This is a genomic window from Frankia sp. CpI1-P (assembly GCF_001421075.1).
Lineage (GTDB): Bacteria > Actinomycetota > Actinomycetes > Frankiales > Frankiaceae > Frankia > Frankia torreyi.
The window spans coordinates 1-18,806 of sequence record NZ_LJJX01000023.1 but is presented as its reverse complement, the minus strand read 5'-3'; the positions used below and the strand labels follow the sequence as shown (position 1 = coordinate 18,806).

The 18,806-nt window shown below is 72.7% G+C and carries 13 protein-coding genes and 17 pseudogenes; 16 read left to right on the top strand and 14 right to left on the bottom strand.

All coding sequences use genetic code 11. From position 1 onward, the window contains the following. Position 1: 1 nt before the first annotated feature. Both FF86_RS50205 and FF86_RS16395 read left to right on the top strand, forming a co-directional pair. Positions 2-187: pseudogene (locus FF86_RS50205) on the top strand (molybdate ABC transporter permease subunit); the annotation flags it as partial. A gap of 62 nt (positions 188-249) precedes the next feature. Next, positions 250-1,365, top strand: coding sequence for an ABC transporter ATP-binding protein (locus FF86_RS16395; RefSeq protein ID WP_242418885.1), 1,116 nt, complete (start codon positions 250-252; stop codon positions 1,363-1,365). A gap of 91 nt (positions 1,366-1,456) precedes the next feature. Here the strand turns inward: FF86_RS16395 and FF86_RS34270 are convergent, their stop codons facing one another. After that, a complete protein-coding gene (locus FF86_RS34270; protein ID WP_206778457.1) occupies positions 1,457-1,774 on the bottom strand; it encodes an STAS domain-containing protein in 318 nt (105 codons plus the stop codon). Positions 1,775-2,334: 560 nt separating this feature from the next. Here FF86_RS34270 and FF86_RS66655 point away from each other — a divergent pair. The 6 genes and pseudogenes from FF86_RS66655 to FF86_RS66645 all read left to right on the top strand — a co-directional run. Beyond that, positions 2,335-2,775 (top strand): annotated as a pseudogene (locus FF86_RS66655) (GAF domain-containing protein); the annotation flags it as partial. Position 2,776: 1 nt separating this feature from the next. Then, positions 2,777-3,171 (top strand): ANTAR domain-containing protein (locus FF86_RS66650; protein WP_396229911.1); only part of this gene is annotated, 395 nt, incomplete at its 5' end. Continuing rightward, entirely contained in the window at positions 3,168-3,938 is a 771-nt protein-coding gene (locus tag FF86_RS16380; protein WP_044885511.1) for a GAF and ANTAR domain-containing protein, read from the top strand. The genes FF86_RS66650 and FF86_RS16380, both read left to right, overlap by 4 nt. A gap of 183 nt (positions 3,939-4,121) precedes the next feature. Next, a pseudogene (locus FF86_RS62560) lies at positions 4,122-4,688 on the top strand (fatty acid desaturase family protein); the annotation flags it as partial. Position 4,689: 1 nt separating this feature from the next. After that, positions 4,690-5,119, top strand: a pseudogene (locus tag FF86_RS50195) (fatty acid desaturase family protein); the annotation flags it as partial. A gap of 1 nt (position 5,120) precedes the next feature. After that, positions 5,121-5,249 (top strand): annotated as a pseudogene (locus FF86_RS66645) (acyl-CoA desaturase); the annotation flags it as partial. A gap of 92 nt (positions 5,250-5,341) precedes the next feature. On the opposite strand, the gene FF86_RS66640 reads toward FF86_RS66645, so the two are convergent. Then, complete coding sequence (locus FF86_RS66640; protein ID WP_396229914.1) at positions 5,342-5,899, bottom strand: TetR/AcrR family transcriptional regulator; 558 nt, start codon at positions 5,897-5,899, stop codon at positions 5,342-5,344. Positions 5,900-5,971: 72 nt separating this feature from the next. Continuing rightward, a complete protein-coding gene (locus FF86_RS50190; protein ID WP_255649208.1) occupies positions 5,972-6,121 on the bottom strand; it encodes an aldehyde dehydrogenase family protein in 150 nt (49 codons plus the stop codon). Positions 6,122-6,350: 229 nt separating this feature from the next. Here FF86_RS50190 and FF86_RS16365 point away from each other — a divergent pair, with 229 nt between their 5' ends. Then, entirely contained in the window at positions 6,351-7,190 is an 840-nt protein-coding gene (locus FF86_RS16365) for a mycofactocin-coupled SDR family oxidoreductase (RefSeq protein ID WP_044885510.1), read from the top strand. Positions 7,191-7,199: 9 nt separating this feature from the next. On the opposite strand, the pseudogene FF86_RS66635 reads toward FF86_RS16365, so the two are convergent. The 10 genes and pseudogenes from FF86_RS66635 to FF86_RS16345 form a co-directional block, all read right to left on the bottom strand. Then, positions 7,200-7,360: pseudogene (locus FF86_RS66635) on the bottom strand (hypothetical protein); the annotation flags it as partial. A 1-nt stretch (position 7,361) separates the two neighbouring features. Continuing rightward, positions 7,362-8,942, bottom strand: a pseudogene (locus FF86_RS50185) (CoA transferase); the annotation flags it as partial. 1 nt (position 8,943) lies between these two features. Further along, positions 8,944-9,361, bottom strand: a pseudogene (locus FF86_RS50180) (CoA transferase); the annotation flags it as partial. A 1-nt stretch (position 9,362) separates the two neighbouring features. Next, on the bottom strand, positions 9,363-9,728 hold a 366-nt coding region (locus tag FF86_RS50175), incomplete at its 3' end, for a CoA transferase (RefSeq protein ID WP_236706500.1). Beyond that, a pseudogene (locus tag FF86_RS50170) lies at positions 9,725-10,004 on the bottom strand (acyl-CoA dehydrogenase family protein); the annotation flags it as partial. The gene FF86_RS50175 and the pseudogene FF86_RS50170, both read right to left, overlap by 4 nt. A 1-nt stretch (position 10,005) precedes the next feature. Next, positions 10,006-10,552, bottom strand: a pseudogene (locus FF86_RS50165) (acyl-CoA dehydrogenase); the annotation flags it as partial. A gap of 1 nt (position 10,553) precedes the next feature. Further along, a partial coding sequence (locus tag FF86_RS50160) for an acyl-CoA dehydrogenase family protein (RefSeq protein WP_242418884.1) occupies positions 10,554-11,053 on the bottom strand: 500 nt, incomplete at its 3' end. Positions 11,054-11,103: 50 nt separating this feature from the next. Then, positions 11,104-12,222 (bottom strand): acyl-CoA dehydrogenase family protein, encoded by a 1,119-nt coding sequence (locus FF86_RS16350; protein ID WP_044885571.1) that lies wholly within the window; start codon positions 12,220-12,222, stop codon positions 11,104-11,106. A 133-nt stretch (positions 12,223-12,355) separates the two neighbouring features. Continuing rightward, a pseudogene (locus tag FF86_RS62555) lies at positions 12,356-12,407 on the bottom strand (hypothetical protein); the annotation flags it as partial. A gap of 1 nt (position 12,408) precedes the next feature. Then, positions 12,409-13,003: TetR/AcrR family transcriptional regulator (locus FF86_RS16345; RefSeq protein WP_242418898.1), on the bottom strand; the 595-nt coding region annotated here is incomplete at its 3' end. Positions 13,004-13,385: 382 nt separating this feature from the next. On the opposite strand from FF86_RS16345, the pseudogene FF86_RS50155 reads away from it, so the two are divergent. The 7 genes and pseudogenes from FF86_RS50155 to FF86_RS50115 all read left to right on the top strand — a co-directional run. After that, positions 13,386-14,249 (top strand): annotated as a pseudogene (locus FF86_RS50155) (TIR domain-containing protein); the annotation flags it as partial. A 1-nt stretch (position 14,250) separates the two neighbouring features. Continuing rightward, positions 14,251-15,168 (top strand): annotated as a pseudogene (locus tag FF86_RS50150) (hypothetical protein); the annotation flags it as partial. A 1-nt stretch (position 15,169) separates the two neighbouring features. Further along, positions 15,170-15,258 (top strand): annotated as a pseudogene (locus FF86_RS50145) (hypothetical protein); the annotation flags it as partial. Positions 15,259-15,326: 68 nt separating this feature from the next. Then, a pseudogene (locus FF86_RS50130) lies at positions 15,327-15,822 on the top strand (tetratricopeptide repeat protein); the annotation flags it as partial. Positions 15,823-15,831: 9 nt separating this feature from the next. After that, positions 15,832-16,026, top strand: a pseudogene (locus FF86_RS50125) (tetratricopeptide repeat protein); the annotation flags it as partial. A 1-nt stretch (position 16,027) separates the two neighbouring features. Continuing rightward, positions 16,028-16,319: pseudogene (locus FF86_RS50120) on the top strand (tetratricopeptide repeat protein); the annotation flags it as partial. A gap of 1 nt (position 16,320) precedes the next feature. Further along, on the top strand, positions 16,321-16,577 hold a 257-nt coding region (locus FF86_RS50115), incomplete at its 5' end, for a tetratricopeptide repeat protein (protein ID WP_242418883.1). Positions 16,578-16,614: 37 nt separating this feature from the next. Here FF86_RS50115 and FF86_RS16335 read toward each other — a convergent pair. Next, positions 16,615-17,109 carry a hypothetical protein gene (locus FF86_RS16335; protein WP_128423312.1) on the bottom strand — a complete coding sequence of 165 codons (495 nt, stop codon included), beginning with the start codon at positions 17,107-17,109 and terminating at the stop codon, positions 16,615-16,617. Between the last annotated feature and the right edge of the window lie 1,697 nt (positions 17,110-18,806).

Genomic DNA, 18,806 nt, shown 5'->3' with positions numbered 1-18,806 from the left:
NGAGCTCGGCGCTACGCTCACCTTCGCCGGGAACCTGTCGGGCACGACGCAGACGACGCCGCTGGCCGTGTTCATCGCCCTGCAGACCAGGCCGCAGGACGCGGTGGTGCTCAGCCTGGTGCTGTTCGTGCTGTCACTCGGCGCCCTGCTGGCGTTGCGGGGCCGTCGGATGGTCGGCAACCCGTGACCGCCGAGCCAGCCGCAGAGTCTGCCGCCGAGCCAGCCGCCGGACCAGCCGCCGGACCAGCCGTGGGGCCAGCCGCCGGGCTGCAGGCCCGGCTGGGCGTCAGCCGAGGGGCGTTCACCCTCGACGCCCAGCTCGCCGCCGCACCGGGCACGGTGCTCGCCATCGTCGGCCCGAACGGGGCGGGCAAGTCCACGGCCCTGCGCTGCCTGGCCGGGCTGACCCGCCTGCGCGCCGGCCGGATCGTCCTGCACGGCAGCGTCCTCGACGACCCGGCCACGGGCGCCTTCCTCCCGCCGGCGAAACGGTCCGTGGGCGTGATGTTCCAGGATTATCGGCTCTTCCCGCGGCTGTCGGTCCTGGACAACGTCGCCTTCGGCCTGCGGGCGCGGGGAGTGCGCCGGCGGGCGGCCGGGGTCGCCGCCGCGGGCTGGCTGGACCGGGTGGGCCTGCGCGAACACGCCGGCGCCCGGCCGGAGACCCTGTCGGGCGGCCAGGCGCAGCGGGTGGCGCTGGCTCGTGCGCTCGCTGTCCGGCCGGAGCTGCTGCTGCTCGACGAGCCCTTCGCGGCGCTGGACGCCGAGTCACGCCTGGACCTGCGCGACGATCTCGCCGACCACCTGAGTTCCTACGCCGGCAGCACCGTGCTGGTCACCCACGACCCGAACGATGCCCTCGCCCTGGCCGACCGGCTCGTCGTCCTCGACGGCGGCCGGGTCGTCGACGAGGGCGCGACCGCGGACGTGGTCGCCCGTCCGCGGTCGCGTTTCGTGGCGAAGCTCGTGGGCGCGAACCTGCTGACCGGGCAGGTCAGCGGCGGCGTCGCCCGCTTCGGCGCGCTGCTCGCGCCGGCCCCGGGGTGCGCCGACGGGCCGGTCCTCGCCACGATCGCCCCGTCGGCGGTGCACCTGAGCATCACCGGCGCGGCGGGCGTCGGCGGCCCGGCGCAGGTCACCGGCGGCCCGACAGGGCTCACCGGCCAGGCCGAGCGCGCCGATCACGTCCGGCGCGTCGTCGCGCACCCCGGATTCGTCCGCGTCCACCTGGCCGGCGAGCCGGAGCTGATGGCGGATCTGCCGACCGGCCGCCTGCCGGGCCTGGCACCGGGCACCGCGGTGCGGGTGACCATCCCGCCAGACGCGTTCATCATCTACTCCGACGACGCCCGCTGCCCGACCTGACTCGATGCGTCCGGGTCCGGATCCGCGTGAGCCGCGGTTGCGGTGCCAGTCGCGGTTGCGGTGCCAGTTGTGGTTGCGGTGCCAGTCGCGGTTACGGTGCCAGTCGCGGTCGGGGCCGTAGACGCGGGGATTCGGTAGGAGGGGCTTCGCGGCGACGGACGTCGAAGGGTCCCGCGAGGTCGGTGAGAACGAACAGTCGGTAGGCCAGGGGGCGGGCCCCGATCACGACCAGGCGCTGCCCCGACATGATTGCGCGCTTGCGGGCGGAGACCAGGGCTCCCAGCCCCAGGGCGTCGAGGAAATCGACCTCGGCGAGGTCGACCACGACGGTGGGTGCCTCGGTGCGAACGGCCGCGAGCAGCGCCGAGCGAAACGCCCCGACGCTGGCCAGGTCGACCTCTCCACTCACCTCGACGCTGGTTTCGGCGGATCCGCGATGGACCGTCACCGCCAGCCTCTCGGCAACCCAGGTATGCCGCCGGGATCCGATTGGAGGGGGCTCGGCGTCGGCCTCGACTGATTCCCTCTTCACCGGGTGTTCCTCGGTAACGAGGAATCGCCGGATGTCATCCGCGGCCGGCTGGAGCCGCGAAAGCCGGCGCGACGGGGCCGCAGTGCCGATCGAAACCGACGCGGCTGGAGGGGATGGGTCTACGCCAGATGCAGTGCACAGGGATCCGAAAAAGGATTCCGCTGACCACCGTCGTCTCAGGGGAATCCGCTGAGACCCTCATGCCCGTGGACTCCCTTGCACGCTGAAGATCAACGCGTCACCGGGAGTCTGGAGCGACGTCGGCTCTCTGAAGCCACCGCGATTGTGGCATGTCGGACGTCTCACCGCAAGGCCGACCATCGGCCCCGGGGAGCCGAGGTAGTGGATCCACGATCCGACCGTCCGGTTCACCGCCGCGGCGGTGAACCGGACGGTTACCGGTGCGTCCGTCGCCCGTGGATCCCCGTACGCTGTAAATGTCCAGCGGGTGGTTGGCGGACCTTCGCCGGTGCATGGATGTGGGCAGTGCGGCCCGACGTTGGGGAGGGGCTATCGCCTCGAGTGAGCGTGTCCGGTCCGGTCTCGGTGCGGCGGTGGCGGCCGAGAGCGGCCTGGCGGCGGCCGATGGTCTGTGTCGGGCGTGCGTGCGGCTTCTCGGGGTCGACGGGGCAGCGGTCTCGGTGGTGCGTGACGGCGTCTCAACGGGGACGTTCGGTTCCAGTGGCGCGCTGAGTCGGCGACTGGACGAGCTCCAGTTCACCTTCGGGGAAGGCCCGTGTCTCGACGCGGTGCGCGACGGCCGCCCGGCGCTGGTCCCGGACCTCACGCTGACGACCGAGACCCCGTGGCCGGTGTTCGCCGGCGCGGTGATGGCCGTCGGAGTACGAGCGGTGTTCGCCCTGCCCGTGGTGCTCGCCNGAGCGCCCATCGGCGCCCTGGACCTGTTTCGCCACACTCCCGGCCCGCTCGGCGGAGAGAACCTGGCGGGTGGTCTGTTCGCCGCAAGGCTGGCCACGTTGCCGCTGCTGGATCTGGCGGGCGGGGATCTCGAGGGGGAGGCTGCCGGTGACAGCGGCGAGGGGACACGCGAGTTTGCCTCCCTCGAGCGGGTCGAGGTCTACCAGGCCACTGGGATGATCATGGCTCAGTGTGACGTCGATCCGGCCGAGGCGCTGGTACGACTGCGAGCCTACGCGTTCGCGCACGACCTGACCGCGAGCGAGGCGGCCTGGCGGGTGGTGCAGCGTCAGGTGGCTCTCGACGATGACAGTGCCTGGGCCTTCCCGGACGACGACCCGGGGATGATCTCGTGAGCGCCGAGCGGGAGCGTCAGGTCACCCGGGCCTTCGTGTCGCTGGCGAACAGTCTGGTGGACCGCTTCGACGTGGTGGACCTCCTGGACGGGCTGACCGCGGACTGTGCGCGGCTGCTCGACGTCGAGTCCGCGGGCCTGCTCCTGGCCGATCAGCACGGCACCCTGCACATGGTGGCGGCGTCCTCCGAACGCACCCGCAACCTGGAACTGCTCCAGCTCCAGCGTGACCAGGGCCCGTGCCTGGACTGCTACCGCGGGGGCGCGCCCGTCAGCGTCGCCGACCTGCGCACGGCCACGGCGCGCTGGCCGCGGTTCGTCGCCGCCGCCACGCAGGCCGGCTTCGTCTCGGTCCATGCCCTGCCGATGCGGTTGCGGGACACGGTCCTGGGCGCCCTCGGGCTGTTCGGCACGCAGGTCGGGACGCTCAACGAGGACGATCTGAGCCTCGGCCAGGCACTCGCGCACGTGGCGAGTGTGGCGATCGTGCAGGACAAGGCGGCCACGGATCAGATGGTGATCAACGAGCAGTTGAAGGGTGCGCTGAGCAGCAGGGTCGTCCTGGAACAGGCCAAGGGCTTTCTGGCGCAGCGCGGGGACCTCGAGATGGACGAGGCGTTCGGTCGGCTGCGGACCTATGCCCGCGACCACAATCTGCGACTCACCGATGTCGCTCGCGCGGTCGTCGCCCGGGAGATTCCCGCGCAGCGCCTGCTCGATCACGCCGCCACCAGGGCATCTCGACCGCGGCGCAGCAAGCCGAGTTGAGAACCCGAGGGCTGGGGTAGTCTGATCGTTGTCACTTCAGCGTGGCAGTGTTCTCGTCCTGGTCTGGTCCGTACGCCTGTTCCGGGTTCCCTCTCGCTGATGCATTCTCGGCTGAGAGGGATGACCATGGGCGTGGACGCCGTGGCCGGATTCAGTGCAGCAGAACTCACCCCGACGCCGGTGATGGGACCGGCTGCGGCGGTCCGTGGCAGCGAGTACGCCGAACTGCGGCGCCGGGTCACGGGCGCGGCGTTGCTGGATCGTCGGGCCGGCTGGTATTCCGGGCGGATCGCGGTGAACCTGAGCCTGCTGGCCGGCGGCTGGTGGGCGTTCGTCGTGCTGGGAGACTCGTGGTGGCAGGTGGCCACGGCGGCGTTTCTCGCGGTGATGTTCACCCAGGTGGCGTTCATCGGGCACGACGCGGGCCACCGCCAGATCTGCAGCGGCCGCCGTGGCAACGATCTCGTGGGCCTGCTATCGGGAAATGTGCTGGTGGGGCTGAGTTACGGCTGGTGGGTGGCCAAGCACAACCGTCACCATCGCCATCCCAACCAGGTGGGCCGCGACCCGGACATCGCTCCCGGCGCGTTCGTGTTCACCGCCGCCGAGGCCGGGCGGCGCCGCGGGTGGGCGCGCTGGCTGACGAGCCACCAGGCGTACCTGTTCTTCCCGATCCTCCTGCTGGAGGGGCTGAACCTGCACGTTGCCAGCGTGCGGGAGCTGGCCGGGCGGCGGGACCGGACCGGGCGGNGGGACCGGACCGGGCGGCGGGACCGGACCGCGGCCGCCGAAGTGGTCTTGCTGGTGGTTCACCTCGCCGGCTACCTGACCGCCGTCGCCCTGGTTCTCCCGCCGGTCAAGGCGGTGGTCTTCGTGCTGGTCCATCAGGCGCTGTTCGGCCTGTACATGGGATGCGCGTTCGCTCCGAACCACAAGGGAATGACGATTCTCCCCGGCGACGAGCCCGACTTCCTGCGCCGGCAGGTGGTGACCGCGCGCAACATCCGGGGCGGTCGGGCCACCGACGTCGTGTTCGGGGGGTTGAACTACCAGATCGAACACCACCTGTTCCCGAGCATGCCGCGACCGAGCCTGCGCCGGGCCCAGCCGCTGATCCGCGCGTTCTGCCAGGCGCACGGCGTCGGCTACCGGGAGACCGGCGCGCTGGCCTCCTACGGCGANGCGCTGCGGCATCTGCACCGTCTCGGCGCGCCGCTGCGTCACCCGACCCCGGAAAAGCGGATGATCACCGCCCTGGATCTGGCTGCCGCCCAGGGTGGTCTCCGCCGCGCACAGCAAGCGCGTGAATAGCCGCGGCCGCCGGTCCGCTCGGTCCTCTGCTCGGCACCGTTCTGCCAGGTCGCCGTTCTGTCGATTCGCCGTTCTGTCGTGTCGCCGTTCTGTCAGGTCGCCGATCTGTGCGGCGGCCGGGGCGCGATGGAGGCGACGACGAACATCCGCAGGGTCGCCTCGACGGCGTCGCTGTCCTCGGGTGGATCGGTCATGAGCATGTTCTGGACGCGCAGCAGCCAGCGGGCCATCGCGGGGGCGCCGACATCGTCGCGTAGCTCGCCGTTCTCCTGAGCGGTGGCGATGTAGCCGGTGAGCGTGGGCAGGGTCCGCTGCTGGATCACGCCCGAGGCGTAGGCGGCACCGACCGTCTGGGCGGCGTTGTCGCGGTCGAACAGCAGGGACAGGAACGGCGACTGCGCGACCGCCCGCCGGGCGGCGAGGAACGCGTCGACCAACCTGTCCTCGAACCGGCCGTCACCGCTCATGATCCGGTCGGAGGCGGCCATGAGCCCGCGGGCCTCGAGGAGCACCACCCCGGCGAGCACCTCGTCGCGGCTTCTGAAGTAGGCGTACACGGTGGTTCGGTGGATCAGCGCCTCGCGGGCGATGTCCTCCACGGTCGTCCGGGCGACCCCGTGCCGCAGGTAGCAGCGCATCGCCGCGAGCAGGATGCGTTCGCGGGCCTCGTCCTCGGTGGTCNGGGCGTGGTCGCCCCACCGCGCCGGCCGGGTTCGGGCCATCTAGACGGGGAAGCTCACTGTCTTGATCTCCATGAGGTCCTCCAGGCCCTCGCGTCCGACCTCACGGCCGAGTCCGCTCTGCTTGTGGCCGCCGAACGGCGAGTCGACATCGAACCACGGGCTCGGCACCCGGTGCGACGCGCCGCTCACGCCGATCACCTGCCTCCGTCCGGGCGGCACCAGTCCACTCGGGATCTACACACGACAGTTCTCGAAGTTTGTCGTCTTTGTGGCTGGAAAACAAGTGTGATCTGTCGCGAGAGAAGGACTTTCTTGGACTTCAATCAACAGATCTTGTCGTCTGTTGACCAAGCCAGCGCGGGTGGGTAGCGTCCCGAGCTGACCGCGAGGCCGGGCACCGCCGAGGAGGAGGCCGCTGATGAGTCGTCTTGAGGGCAAGGTCGCGCTGGTCACAGGTGCGGCCCGCGGGCAGGGAAGGTCACATGCGGTGCGGCTGGCCGAGGAGGGTGCGGACCTGATCCTCGTGGACGTGCTCAAGGACCTGCCGACGCTCGAGTACGGGCTCGGGACCGACGCCGACCTCGCCGAGACGGTGGCGGCGGTCGAGGCCCTGGACCGCCGCGTCGTGTGGGGCCAGGCCGACGTCCGCGACGCCGACGCGCTCCAGGCGCTCGTGGACCGCGGGGTCGGCGAACTCGGCAGGTTGGACATCGTCTCCGCCAACGCCGGCATCTCCCCTCGGCTCGCGAAGCTCTGGGAGATCACGCCGGCCGAGTGGGACGAGCAGATCTCCGTCAACCTGACCGGCGTGTTCACCACGATCCGCGCGGTCGTGCCCCCGATGATCGCCGGTGGCCGTGGGGGAGCGATCGTGCTCACCAGCTCGGGGGCGGGCCTCGCCGGGATCCCGCATCTCGGCGCCTACAACGCGAGCAAGCACGGTGTCGTCGGCCTCGCGCTGACGCTGGCCAACGAGCTGGCCCGCCATGACATCCGGGTCAACGCCCTGTGTCCCGGGACCGTCGGCACCCCGATGGTCACCCAGAACCGCGCCCAGTACGGCGTCTTCCGGCCCGACCTCGACAACCCGAACCTGGCGGACACCATGGTGGCGCTGAAGAAGGTCTCCCCGCTGGGCCGGCCCTGGATCGAGCCGATCGACGTGACCAACGCCCTGCTCTGGCTGGTCAGCGACGAGGGACGCTACGTCACCGGCATCACGCTGCCGATCGATCAGGGCACCCGCAACCGGTCGTAGACGCCGGGATCAGCGGGAAGCGCCGGCGATCCGGCCGTTGTCGGACAGCAGCGCGGCTACCTCGGCGGCGGTGAGGCCGAGTTCCGCCCGGAGGATTTGTTCGGTGTGTTCACCGAGCAGGGGAGCGGGGTTGTCGGGCGGGTCGGGTAGCCGTTCGGACCGGACGGGTGNGTTCTCCAGGTAGAAGCTCTGCCTGATGTGTGGGTGTCCGGACAGCCGGAACAGGCCGCGCTCGGTGTAATAGGGGAACGCGGGCAGCTCGGAGACCCGCAGCATCGCTGCGGCGGGTACGCCGGCCGCCTGCAGCAGGGTCATGGCCTCGACGGCGCCGTGCTGGGCGAGCCAGCCGGTGAGGGCGGCGTCGATCCGATCGCGGGCCGCGGCGCGTCCGTTCGCGCTGGTGAGGGCAGGTTCGGTGGCGAGGGCAGGTTCGGTGGCGAGGTCGGGGCGGTCGAGGACGCGGCACAGCGCCTGCCAGTCGTCGTCCCCGCGGACGGTGACGACGCACCAGTCGTCGTCACCGGCGGTGGGAAACACGCCCCAGGGCGCGTCGGGTCCGGTGGGCCCGTCGACCGCGGCGCCGGCGCGGACGAGGGCCTTGTCGGCGGCTGTCGCGGCCGCGTGGCCGAGCATGACCTCGGTCTGGCTGACGCTGACGGTGCCGCCGGTGCCGGTGCGGCTGCGGCGGATCAGCAGCGCGAGGACGCCGGCGATGCCGATGCGGGCGGCGACGTGGTCCGGGTAGACGGTCAGCGCGTCGGAGAACCCGTCCGCTTCGCCGGGGTAGCGCCACTGCGCGGTCAGGCCCGCGCAGGCGCGGACCAGCGGTCCGTAGCCGAGCCGGCGGCTCCAGGGGCCGGTGGCACCGAACGCGGAGCTGTCCACGACGATGACGGCCGGGTTGGTGTTCCGGAGAACGTCGTAGCCGAGTCCGAGGGATTCCAGGGTGCCGGGACGGTAGTTGGTGAGCACGACGTCGGTGTCGGCGACCAGCCGTAGGAACAGGTCCTTGCCCTGTGGAGAACGCAGGTCGAGGCCGAGGCTGCGCTTGTTGCGGTGGCCGGCGGCGAAGGTCACCGTGATGGCGTTGCCGTCGCGGGCCTGGCGGCTGCCGTCGGGGAAGGCGTCGTTCTCGACCTTGATGACGTCGGCGCCCTGGTCGGCGAGCAGGCGTCCCTGTTCGGCGCCGACGACGATGACACCGAGGTCGAGGACGCGCAGCCCGGCGAGCGGCCGGCCGCCCGGATCGGCGGCGGCGTCCCCCGAACCCGGGGTCGGGCCCGATGTCGGGGCCTGTGCCTGTGCCTGGGGCGGGGCCTGGTCCTGGGTCGGTGCCTGGGTCGGTGCCTGGGCCGGGGCCGGTCGGGTGGCCCAGCTCGGCGGCGCTGCGGAGTCCGGGGGGAGGGCGGGCGCCGGGCCTCGGATTCCGGCGCGGTGTCCGTCCAGTTCGAGCACGCCGTTCGGGAAGGGGGCCGCTATCCCCGGGGCGAGTTCGACGGGGGTGAAGGCGCCTCGGGCGCGGATCTGCTCGGATTCCAGTGCTTCGTCGAGGTCGAGGACGGCGGCGGTGGGGACGCCGTGACGCTGCCCGGCCTGTTCGAGTTCCGCTCGTGTCCTGTCGGCGAAGAACCGTGCGATCGCGGGCAGGAGGGTGGTGGAGGCGAAGCGGGTGGTCAGCTTGTCGTAGGAGGGGTCGGCGAACTGCGCCGGGCTTCCCATCCACGCGAACATGGCGCGCCACTGCCGCGGGGCNAGGATGCACAGGCGGACGAAGCCGTCGGCGCAGGGGATGATCGGGTACTGGTGGCGGGCCTCGGGTCGGCCCCGGGGAAGTTTGCTGGCGGGTACTCCCGCGGTGGCGCTGCCGGCGATGCCGTAGCCGGGGTCGAGTGCGGCGACCGCGCCGTCGAGGACGGCGAAGTCGAGGTGGTCGCCCAGACCGGTGCGCAGGCGTTCGAGGTAGGCGAGGAGCACCACGAACACCGCCTGCGCCGCGGCGCAGTCGTAGGGCAGGTCGCCGGGAGGCAGCAGCGGCGCGCGGCCGGGGATACCCGAGCGGGACAGCTCCCCGGACAACGCGTGGAACACCGGGCCGGTGGCCTGCCAGCCGGCGTGGGGACCGGTCCGGCCGAACGGCGTGGCGGACAGGACGACCAGGGACGGATGCTCCCNCCGGATCTCCTCGACGTCGAGCGTCGCCGCCTCCGGCGCGGTGGGCGGGGTGCTCTCCAGCAGGATGTCGGCGCCGGCCAGCAGGGCGGTGAACCTGGTGCGGTCGGCGGGCCGGGTGAGGTCGAGCGTCACGGCGCGTTTGCCGAGGTTCGCGGCGGCGAAGCCCAGCGAGACCCCGGCGACCCGGCGGCCGGTGCGGCGGTCGGCGGCACCGCCGGGAGGCTCGACGCGCAGGACGTCGGCGCCCCATTCGGCGAGGTGACGGCCGATCGCGGCCAGCGGTCCGGTGGTCAGGTCGACGACCCGCACGCCGGTCAGGGGCAGATCGAGCGGTTCGCCGGTCGCGGCGGGCTCGGCGGTGGTCAACTGAACCGCCTGGTGGCCTGGGCCTTGCGGACCTCGCGGAACGGGACGTTCTTGTCGACCTCGGGTTCCCGGGGCAGGCCCAGGACCCGTTCGCCGATGATGTTCCGCTGGATCTGGTCGGTGCCGCCGCCGATGGAGGTGACGAACGCGGCGAACGACGAGCGGTTGACCTCCGCGGCGACTGGGTCGGTGTCGCCGTCGAGGACCGACGAGGCGCCGAGCAGGTTCGTGGTCACGTCCACGCCGGTGTGCACGATGCGGGACATGGCGAGTTTGNCGATGGACGCCAGCGGTGACGACGCGCCGCGCCCGGCGTCCGCCCGCGCCCGCAGGCCGTTCCAGGCGTTGACCTTCTCCAGCGTGTACAGCCGGGCGATCTCCTGGCGGGTGACGGGGTCGTCGGCCTTGCCGACCTTCTTCGCCAGCTCGACGTAGTCGGCGCCGCCGATCTGCCGGGTCCACGGCGACTGCCGGTCCGCCAGGGTCGTCTCGCCCCCGCCGGCCCGCCGGCGCTGGCGGGAGCTGCCGCCGGCGGCGGCTCCCATGATCAGCCGCTCGAAGCCGAGCGCGGTCTGCAGCACCCGCCAACCGTCGTTGACGTCGCCGAGGCGGTGGGTGTCCGCCACGACGGCGTCGGTGAGGAACACCTCGTTGAACTCCGACCCGCCCGTGACCTGGTGGATCGGCCGGATGTCGACTCCCGGCTGGTCCAGCGGCAGCCAGAAGAACGTCAGACCGCGGTGCTTGGGCACGTCCCAGTCGGTGCGCGCGACGAGGAAGCCGTGGGTGGCCTCGCGTGCTCCCGACGTCCACACCTTCTGACCNTTGACCACCCAGGTGTCGCCGTCGCGGTCGGCCCGGGTCTGCAGCGCCGCGAGGTCGGAGCCGGCGCCGGGCTCGCTGTAGAGCAGGCAGCCCTGCTGCTCACCGAGGGCCAGCGGTCGCACGAACGACCTCTTCTGTTCGTCGGTGCCGTGCGCCAGGATCGTGTTGGCGAACAACTGCGTCACATCCAGTGCGGCCGGTTTCGCGCCCACCCGGGTGAACTCCTCGGCGACGACCCGGCGCAGGTCGCGGTGCAGGCCGCGCCCGAACCACTCGACCGGCCAGGTCGGGGCCGCCCACCCCGAGTCGACGAGCCGCTCCCGCCACCGCGGGCCCCCGCCGCCGGGCTGCCAGTTCTCGGCCAGCCACGCCGCCACCTGCGCGCGCACCCGCTCCACCGACGCCTCCTCAGACGCCTCCTCAGACGCCTCCTCAGACGCCTCCTCAGACGCCTCCTTCGACGCCTCCGGCGGCGTGCCCGGCCCTGTCGTCGCGGTCATCGGGTTCTCCTCCTCGTTCGCGTCACCCGCGGTGTCGATCACCATTTCGATCACAGACCGATTCGGGTGGCCAGCAGGTCACGGTTCGCGCGGGGACTGCCCCAGAGCTGCACGCCGGAGCGGGCGCGCCGGTAGTACAGGTGGGCCGGGTGCTCGTAGGTGAACGAGATGCCCCCGTGCACCTGCATGTTCGTCCGGGCCGTCGAGAAGAACGCCTCCGAGCAGAACGCCTTGGCCAACGGCGCGACCGTGGCGACCTCCGGGCTGTCCTGCGCGAGGGCCCACGCACCGTAGTAGGCGGCCGACCGGGCGGACTCGACGTCGACGAAGGCATCGGCGCACAGGTGCTTGACCGCCTGGAAGCTGCCGATCGCCCGGCCGAACTGCACCCGCTCCTTGGCGTAGCCGACGGCCATCGCGAGCGCGAAATCGGCGCCGCCGGCCTGCTCCGCGGCCACCGCGATCCGGGCGGCGTCGAGGAAGCGGTCGAACACGGCCGCATCCGCCGGGGCCGAAAGCGGGGTCGCGGCCACGCCGTCCAGTCGCACCCGGGCCAGCCGCCGGGTGAGGTCGAAGACCTCCAGCGCGCTGCGCGACACCCCGTCCGCGGCACCGTCGACGGCGAACAGGCCGACACCCGCCGGGGTGCGCGCCGCCACCACCAGAAGATCGGCGTCCAAGCCGTCGGGCACGAAGGACTTCGTCCCGGTCAGCCGCCACCCGCCCCCGTCCCCGTCGCCGCTGACCGCGGCGCAGTGTACCCCGGCCGCGTCCCAGCCGCCGCCGTCCTCGGCGAGGGCGACCGTGGCCACCACCCGTCCCTCGGCGACCGCCTCGAGGTAGCCCGCGGTCACCGCCCGGTCGCCGCCGACCAGCGCGATCGTGGCCAGCGCCGTCGACAGGAACGGCACCGGCACCAGCCGGCGTCCGAGCTCCTCCAGCACGATCGCCAGCTCGACCGGGCCGGCCCCCGCGCCGCCGTGCTCCTCGGGCACCACCAGCCCCTGAAGCCCCAGCTCGCGGGCCATCCGCTCCCAGCCGGGACGCTCCAGCGCCGACGGTGCCGCCATCAGCCGACGCACCTGCGCCTCGGGGAAGGTCTCCTCGACGAACGCCCGCACCGTCGACCGCAGGGCTTCGTGATCGTCGGTGAACTCGAACGTGCCCACGGCGGCCTCCAGACGACCCGTCACACCCCAAGTACTGACCAATGGTCAGCATCTTCGGGGCGGACGTTACTGACCAATGGTCAGGATGTCCAGGGAACGGCCGTGCCGGCTCGGCTCCGCCCGGCCCGGCCCGTCAGTCCGACGCCGGCAACCAGGCCCGCAGCCCCGCGATGATCACGGTGAGGNCGTTGTCGAAGTCGGCGTCGGTCGCGAACGTGTAGGACCAGCCGTGCGCCGTGACGTCCCGCAGGCTCGGGAACGGGTCGAGGTCACCGGGCAGGTTCACGGTCGACCCCGCCAGCGCCTCGCCCCGGTCCGAACCCAGGAACCGCGCGAACTGGTGCTCGCTCACCAGGCAGCCACGCGTGTAGGTCGAGAGCAGGTGGTAGGCGTACCCCGCCTGCTCGGGCGTGAAGCCCGCCCGCAACAGCACCCCGAGCTGCGCGTCGATCCGCCCGTAACTGGAATCGAGCGCCTGCTGGGAACGACCCATGATCGCCCACTGACCCACCACCAGCTCGAACAGCGCCGGATCGGACCGCAGCACCGCCCGGAAGCCCTCCCAGTAGCCGCGCAGGTGCGTCTCCCAGTCGTCGGAGTCGATCACCGGCAGGGCCTCGTTGAAGCGCCGCACCGCTCGCCCCAGCAGCGCGTCGACAAGATCGTGCCGTCGTGGGAAGTGGTAGTGCACCGCGGGATGCTGCACCCCGAGGGCCGCGGCCACCTTGCGGATGGTGACCTCGGCCAGGCCCGCCTCGGCAGCCAGCCGCTCCGCCGCCACCAGGATCACCTCGGCGTCGAGAGACCCCCGCGGCAACCGACCGTTCACCTGCGCCGGCACGACACCGCCTCGGCGCCACCACGACCGGCGGCGACCGACCTCCCGACGACTGACCTCCCGACGCCCGGCCTCCCGACGCCCGGCCTCCCGACGGCCGATCCCGCGATCATGCCCGACCGCGGCCGATCAGCCGACCCGAAGCACACCTCCCGCATCGCCCAAGGCTAACCGCGCGACGCGAATCCCCTCGAGGTGGAAGNAGNACGACCGCAGCGCCGAGCTGTCGCTACCACAGCGGATCGAGTGGTTTGGGTGACTGTGTCATGCTGTTCGGGTGACGGGCGGGGGCGATGGTCGCGCTCTCGACATCTTCGTGTCCTGNGCCGCGGACGGGCTCGGCTGGGCTGAGTGGATCACGACAACGTTGGAGGACGCCGGGCATCACGTCGCATTCGGCGCCTGGGACGCGGTGCCCGGGACCCATCGGGCCTCCTGGCTGGACGGGGTGACGCGGCAGGCACGCCACACCATCGCGGTGGTCTCGGACGGCTACCTGGATTCGCCGACGGCGCCGACGGAGTGGGGCGCGGCCTGGTCCCCGCGGATCATGGACGGTGAACGCCGGCTGCTGGTCGCGCGGGTGACGGACCGGCCGATCCCCGGCCTGCTCGGCCAGCTCGTCCCGATCGACCTGGTCGGCCGCAGCCCGCTGGCCGCGCGGACGATGCTGCTCGCGGCGGTGCGCGGCGAGGCAGAGCGAGTCGGGGCCGGGCATCCCGGGGCCGGGCATCCCGGGGCCGGGCATCCCGAGGCTGGGCGTCCCGAGGCTGGGGACGCTGGGGAGGGGCGGCCCGAGGCCGGGCGAGTGGGGACCGCCCGGCGGGCGGAGACGGTGTCCGGTGGCCCTGGGGCGGTGTTTCCGGGGGAGCTGCCGGCGGTGTGGAACGTGCCGCGGCCCTCGGCACGGTTCGTCGGCCGGACGGCGACGCTCGGCCAGCTCGACGACGCGATGTCCGCCGGCCGGCTGGTCGCGGTGACGGGCCTGGCGGGCATCGGGAAGACCAGCCTGGCCATCGAGTACGTCCGTCAGCAGCGGATGGACCTCGACGCGGTGTGGTGGGTGCCGGCGGGACGTCCGGAACTGGTCGGGGAGCGGGTGCGGGCACTCGCACCGGCGCTGGGTCTGCCGGCGCACGCGGAGCCCGCCGCGGTGCTCGCCCGCCTGGACGCCGCCGACGGCCGATGGNTGCTCGTCCTCGACGACGCCGCCAGCCCCGGTGAGCTGCCCGGCTGGCTGCGGCCGTCGACCGGCGCAGGCAGGATCCTGGTGACCTCCCGCTCGGACGCCTGGGATGGCGCCGGCATGGTGGTGCCCGTCGGCCCGTTCACGCGGGCGGAATCGGTGGCGTTGCTCAGCGAGCGGCTGCCGGCGGTCGACCGGACGGTCGCGGAGCGGATCGCCCACCAGCTCGGGAATCATCCGCTGGCCCTCGACCAGGCGGCGCACCGCATCGGCCACGCCCGAGTCCCCGCCGAGACCTACCTGACGGCGCTGATCGACCGGCCCGCCGTCGTGCTCGGCCAGGGGGAGGTGCCCGGACGGCCCGGAATCACCGCCGCGAACCTGTGGACCGAGCCGATCCGCCGGCTCGACGCGGACGCGCCGGCCGCAGGCGAGCTCCTGCACCTCGCCGCGCACGGCGACGCCTCCGCCCCGCTGCCGCTGCGGCTGCTCACGGCCGCGCCGGAGGCGATCGGCGACGCGGAGCTACGCGCGGTGGCCGGCGATCCGCTGGAGCTGGCCGACACGGTCGCCACCCTGGAACGCGCCGGCCTCGCCCACCGCGACGGCGCCGCCCTGGCCCTGCACCCCCTGGTCCGCACCGCCGTCCGCACCGCCACCAGCCCCGAGGACGCCGACCGGCACGTCGACACCCTCGGCCGGATGCTCCACGCCGCCCTGCCCGAGCAGATCGCCGCCACCCCGGACGCCTGGCCGCCCTGGCGCGACCTCCTCCCGCACACCCTGGCCACCCTCGAGGCCACCGACCCCGCCACCGACACCCCGCACACCGCCTGGCTGGCCGAACACGCCGCCGCCTACCTCACCGAACAGGGCCACCCCGAGCAGGCCGAACCGCTCGCCGCCCGCGCGGTCGCCGCCCNCGAACGCCTCGACGGCCCCGACCACCCCGACACCCTCACCGCCCGCGAAACCCACATCCGCGCCGCCCTCAACGCCGACCACCTCGCCGNNGCCGGCCCGCTGGCCGAACGCAACGCCACCGACCGCGAACGCNTCCTNGGCCCCGACCACCCCGANACCCTCACCAGCCGCGAAACCCTCGCCCGCGCCTACCAACAGGCCGGCCACCTCGACCACGCCACCGACCTGTTCGCCCAGAACCTCACCGACCGCCGCCGCATCCTCGGCCCCGACCACCCCGCCACCCTGGAAAGCCGCCATGATCTCGCCGTGGCCCACGCCGACGCCGGCCACGATGACAGGGCGGCGGGAGTACTGCGGGCGACCCTCACCGATCGCGGCCGCATTCTCGGTGCCGACCATCCGGACACCCTCGACTCCCGCCACCATCTCGCCGTCACCTACGAGCGAATCGGTGCGACCGGAGACGCCCTCGCCCACGCCGAACCCACTCTCATGGCTCGTGAACGCGTCCTCGGCGCCCACCACCCCCAAACGCTGGACAGTCGCCACCAGCTCGGCGTCACCTACCACCAGGCCGGCCGTCTCGACGAAGCCGCCCGCGACCTCGACCAGGCCCTAACCGGTCGCGAACAAGTTCTCGGGCCTACTCNCCCCCACNCCCTCGACAGCGCGCAGGCTCTTGCCCGCACGCACCTCACAGTCGGACGGCCTGAAACCGCCGTGCCCCTGTTCGATCGAGCACTGACTGGCCGCGAACGCGTCCTCGGGCCCGATCATCCGAAGACCGCGCAAAGCCGAGAACAGCTTGCCGCCGCCCACGTCGCGGAAGGCCGGCCAGGTGAGGCCGTGCCGCNCCTCGAACGCCTCCTCGACCGTCACGAACGGCTCCTCGGCCGCGCGCACCCAAGGGCCATGGAAGCCCGCGACGACCTTGCGGCCCACTATCGCGACTCAGACCAACCCGAGGCGGCTCGCTACCACCTCGAACGGCAGCTCACTGCACGCGCACAAGCCCACGGCGTCGCCGACGCCCGTACTCTGCGCACGGCCACCGGGCTCGCCGAAGTGTGCCGAGAGACCGGCCGGACGCCCCAGGCCGTGGAGCTCACCGAACGCGTCCACGCCATCCGGACCCACACCCTCGGCNCAGACCATCCCGACACCCGTGCCAGCCGCACCACTCTCGCCGACACCTACCGCCAGGCCGGCCGGCACGCCGACGCCGCACCCCTCTACCGCGACGCCCTCACCGACGCCCTGCGCGATCACGGCCCCTACCACCCGGACACCATTCGCGCCCGCCGCGTGCTCACCGACACCACCCGCCAGTCGGACGCCGACAAACCGCCCTCACCCGAACGGCCACCGACCTCCGAAACCGGATATTCCCGCCTCGGCCCGTAACCGAGTTGGCCTGTCTTCCGCCAATCGCGGTGGTCCGTCAACGTGTGTCCGGGGACCCGCCGCCATCTTCATGCGGGGAGGCGTCCGCGTCGTCGGACGGCCGGCCGAACCTCTCCAGCTTGTCGAACAGACGCGACCTCGCATCATCGGCAGGCCCCGACTGCTCGGCGGCACGCTCCCGCTTCTCACGGGCCCGCGCGTCCGCCGCCTCGTTCGCCTTGTCTCGAAACTCCCGCATCATCTGGTCAAGCTCTCGCTGAGCGGACTCGAACTCGTGCTCGTCGGCGAGGCGGTTCATCACCTCGTTGCGGTCGCGGGACTGCCAGGTGCGGGTGAACGAGCCGTCCCAGTCGACCGGGCGCAGCGGCGGGCGGCCCCCGGATGGCGCCTCCGGCGGTTCCGCGGAACCGCCCCGCGGCGGTTCGGCCGGCTTCGGACCAGCGTTGGCGTGGGCGTCCGGTGGAGGTGGGGCTGCGTCCCGATCGGCGTCGGGGGCCTGGTCGGGGCCGGGGTCGGTCGGGGAACTGGACACGGTCATCCTCCCTGTGGCTGGCACCGCCGGTAATGATCCCACTGCGGCCGGTCCGTCGGGCGGCCGAGGGTCAGACTGCCGAGGGGCGGTCGGCGTCGGCCTGGACTGGCGGGAGGGCCCGGGGTTGCGGGCGGGCAGTGCTGCGGGCGGGGAGTGCTGCGGGCGGGGCGAGTGCTTCGGGGTGCGGGAGGAGTGCTGCGGGCGGGGAAGTGCTGTGGGTCGGGGGAGTGTAGGGCCGGGATCGGCACGTGGCTGCGGCGCGGCTGCTGGCTGGGTCCTCGTCGTGGCCGGCGACCTGCGGGACCCCGCGATGGTTCGATGGGACGCGTGACATCTTCACAATTCNCCCCGCCCGGCCCGTTGCTGATGAGCGGGGCCTTTCTGGTCAGCGGGGTGACGCACCTGGTGCGTCCCGCCGTGTTCGAGCCGCTGATCCCGCGGGCGCTGCCCGGTCCCCGGGCGGTCGTCTACGTCAGCGGCGTCGCCGAACTGGTCTGCGCGGCCGGGTTGCTGACGAAGGCCCGGTGGGCGGGACCGGCCAGCGCCGCCCTGCTCGTCGGGGTGTGGCCAGGGAACCTGCACTCGGCGCTCGACGCGACGGCCAAGGCCCGCCGCAGCGGCGGCCGGCCCCGCGACGTCGCTCGGGCCGCCGCCATGTGGGCTCGCCTGCCGCTGCAGATCCCGATGATCCGCGCAGTTCTGTCCAGCTCCCGCCGCGCCGCCTAACGAACCGTCGCAACCCTCCGATCCCGACCCCGACCCCACCACAGCCCCGGCCCCGGCCCCGATCACAGCCCCGGCCCGGAGGATCGATCACGTCGAGTCCGGCTCCGGGAGACCCGGCCTTGACGATCGTGGCGGTCCCTACAGGCTGGGCTGCGGGACGTCGCGGTGCTGGGTGATCCACGAGCCCGCCGGGCCGTTGAGCATGCGGGCCCGGTGGAGGCGACGGTGGAACAGCGCGACGAGCTCGGCGTCGTGGCGGCCATCGTCGGCGAGGACGAAGTCCTCCAGCTCGNGCTCGCCGTCCGCCCACGACCGTGGGCGTCGTCCCACCAGGGCGGCGGTGTCGTCGAGGTCCGCGGCGACGACCGCCGCCCCGATCTCGTCGATCCGCTGCAGGTGTCGGGCGAGCCGCACGGACATGCGGTTGTGGTACCGCTGCGCGCCGGCGCCGAGGTCCTGCCCCTCGAGGGAGCGGGTCAGNTGCNGGTGNGCCGGCCCGTACGCCGACCCGACCGGCTCGGGTTCCGCGACCTCCNCCAGCTCGACCCCGACGNCGGTGGCGATTCCTTCGAGCGCCATCAGGTTGGTCTCGATGCACCAGTGCAGGTTGAGCATGTAGTCCGTGCCGGGCACCGGATCGGCGAGCACGGAGTGGAACTCGAGCTGGTTCGACAGGGCCCACAGAATGTAGTGGTAATGGACGGCCTGGAGGTCCACCGCGGTGCCGCTGCGTTCCTCATAGCGGCGCATGAGAGGGGCGAGGTCGCCCAGGGCGACGAACGGGCTGCGGACCCACATTCCCCCGAGATCCTGCAGGGGGTCGCCGACGTGCCCGAACTCCAGATCGAGCAGCGCGGTGATGCGTCCGCCGGAGTGCAGGAGCTGCCCGGCGTCCCAGACGATGGCCGACTCGCGGCCGCGCGAGTCGGGACGGTGCCGCGACAGCCACCCCAGCACGAACTCCTGGAAGG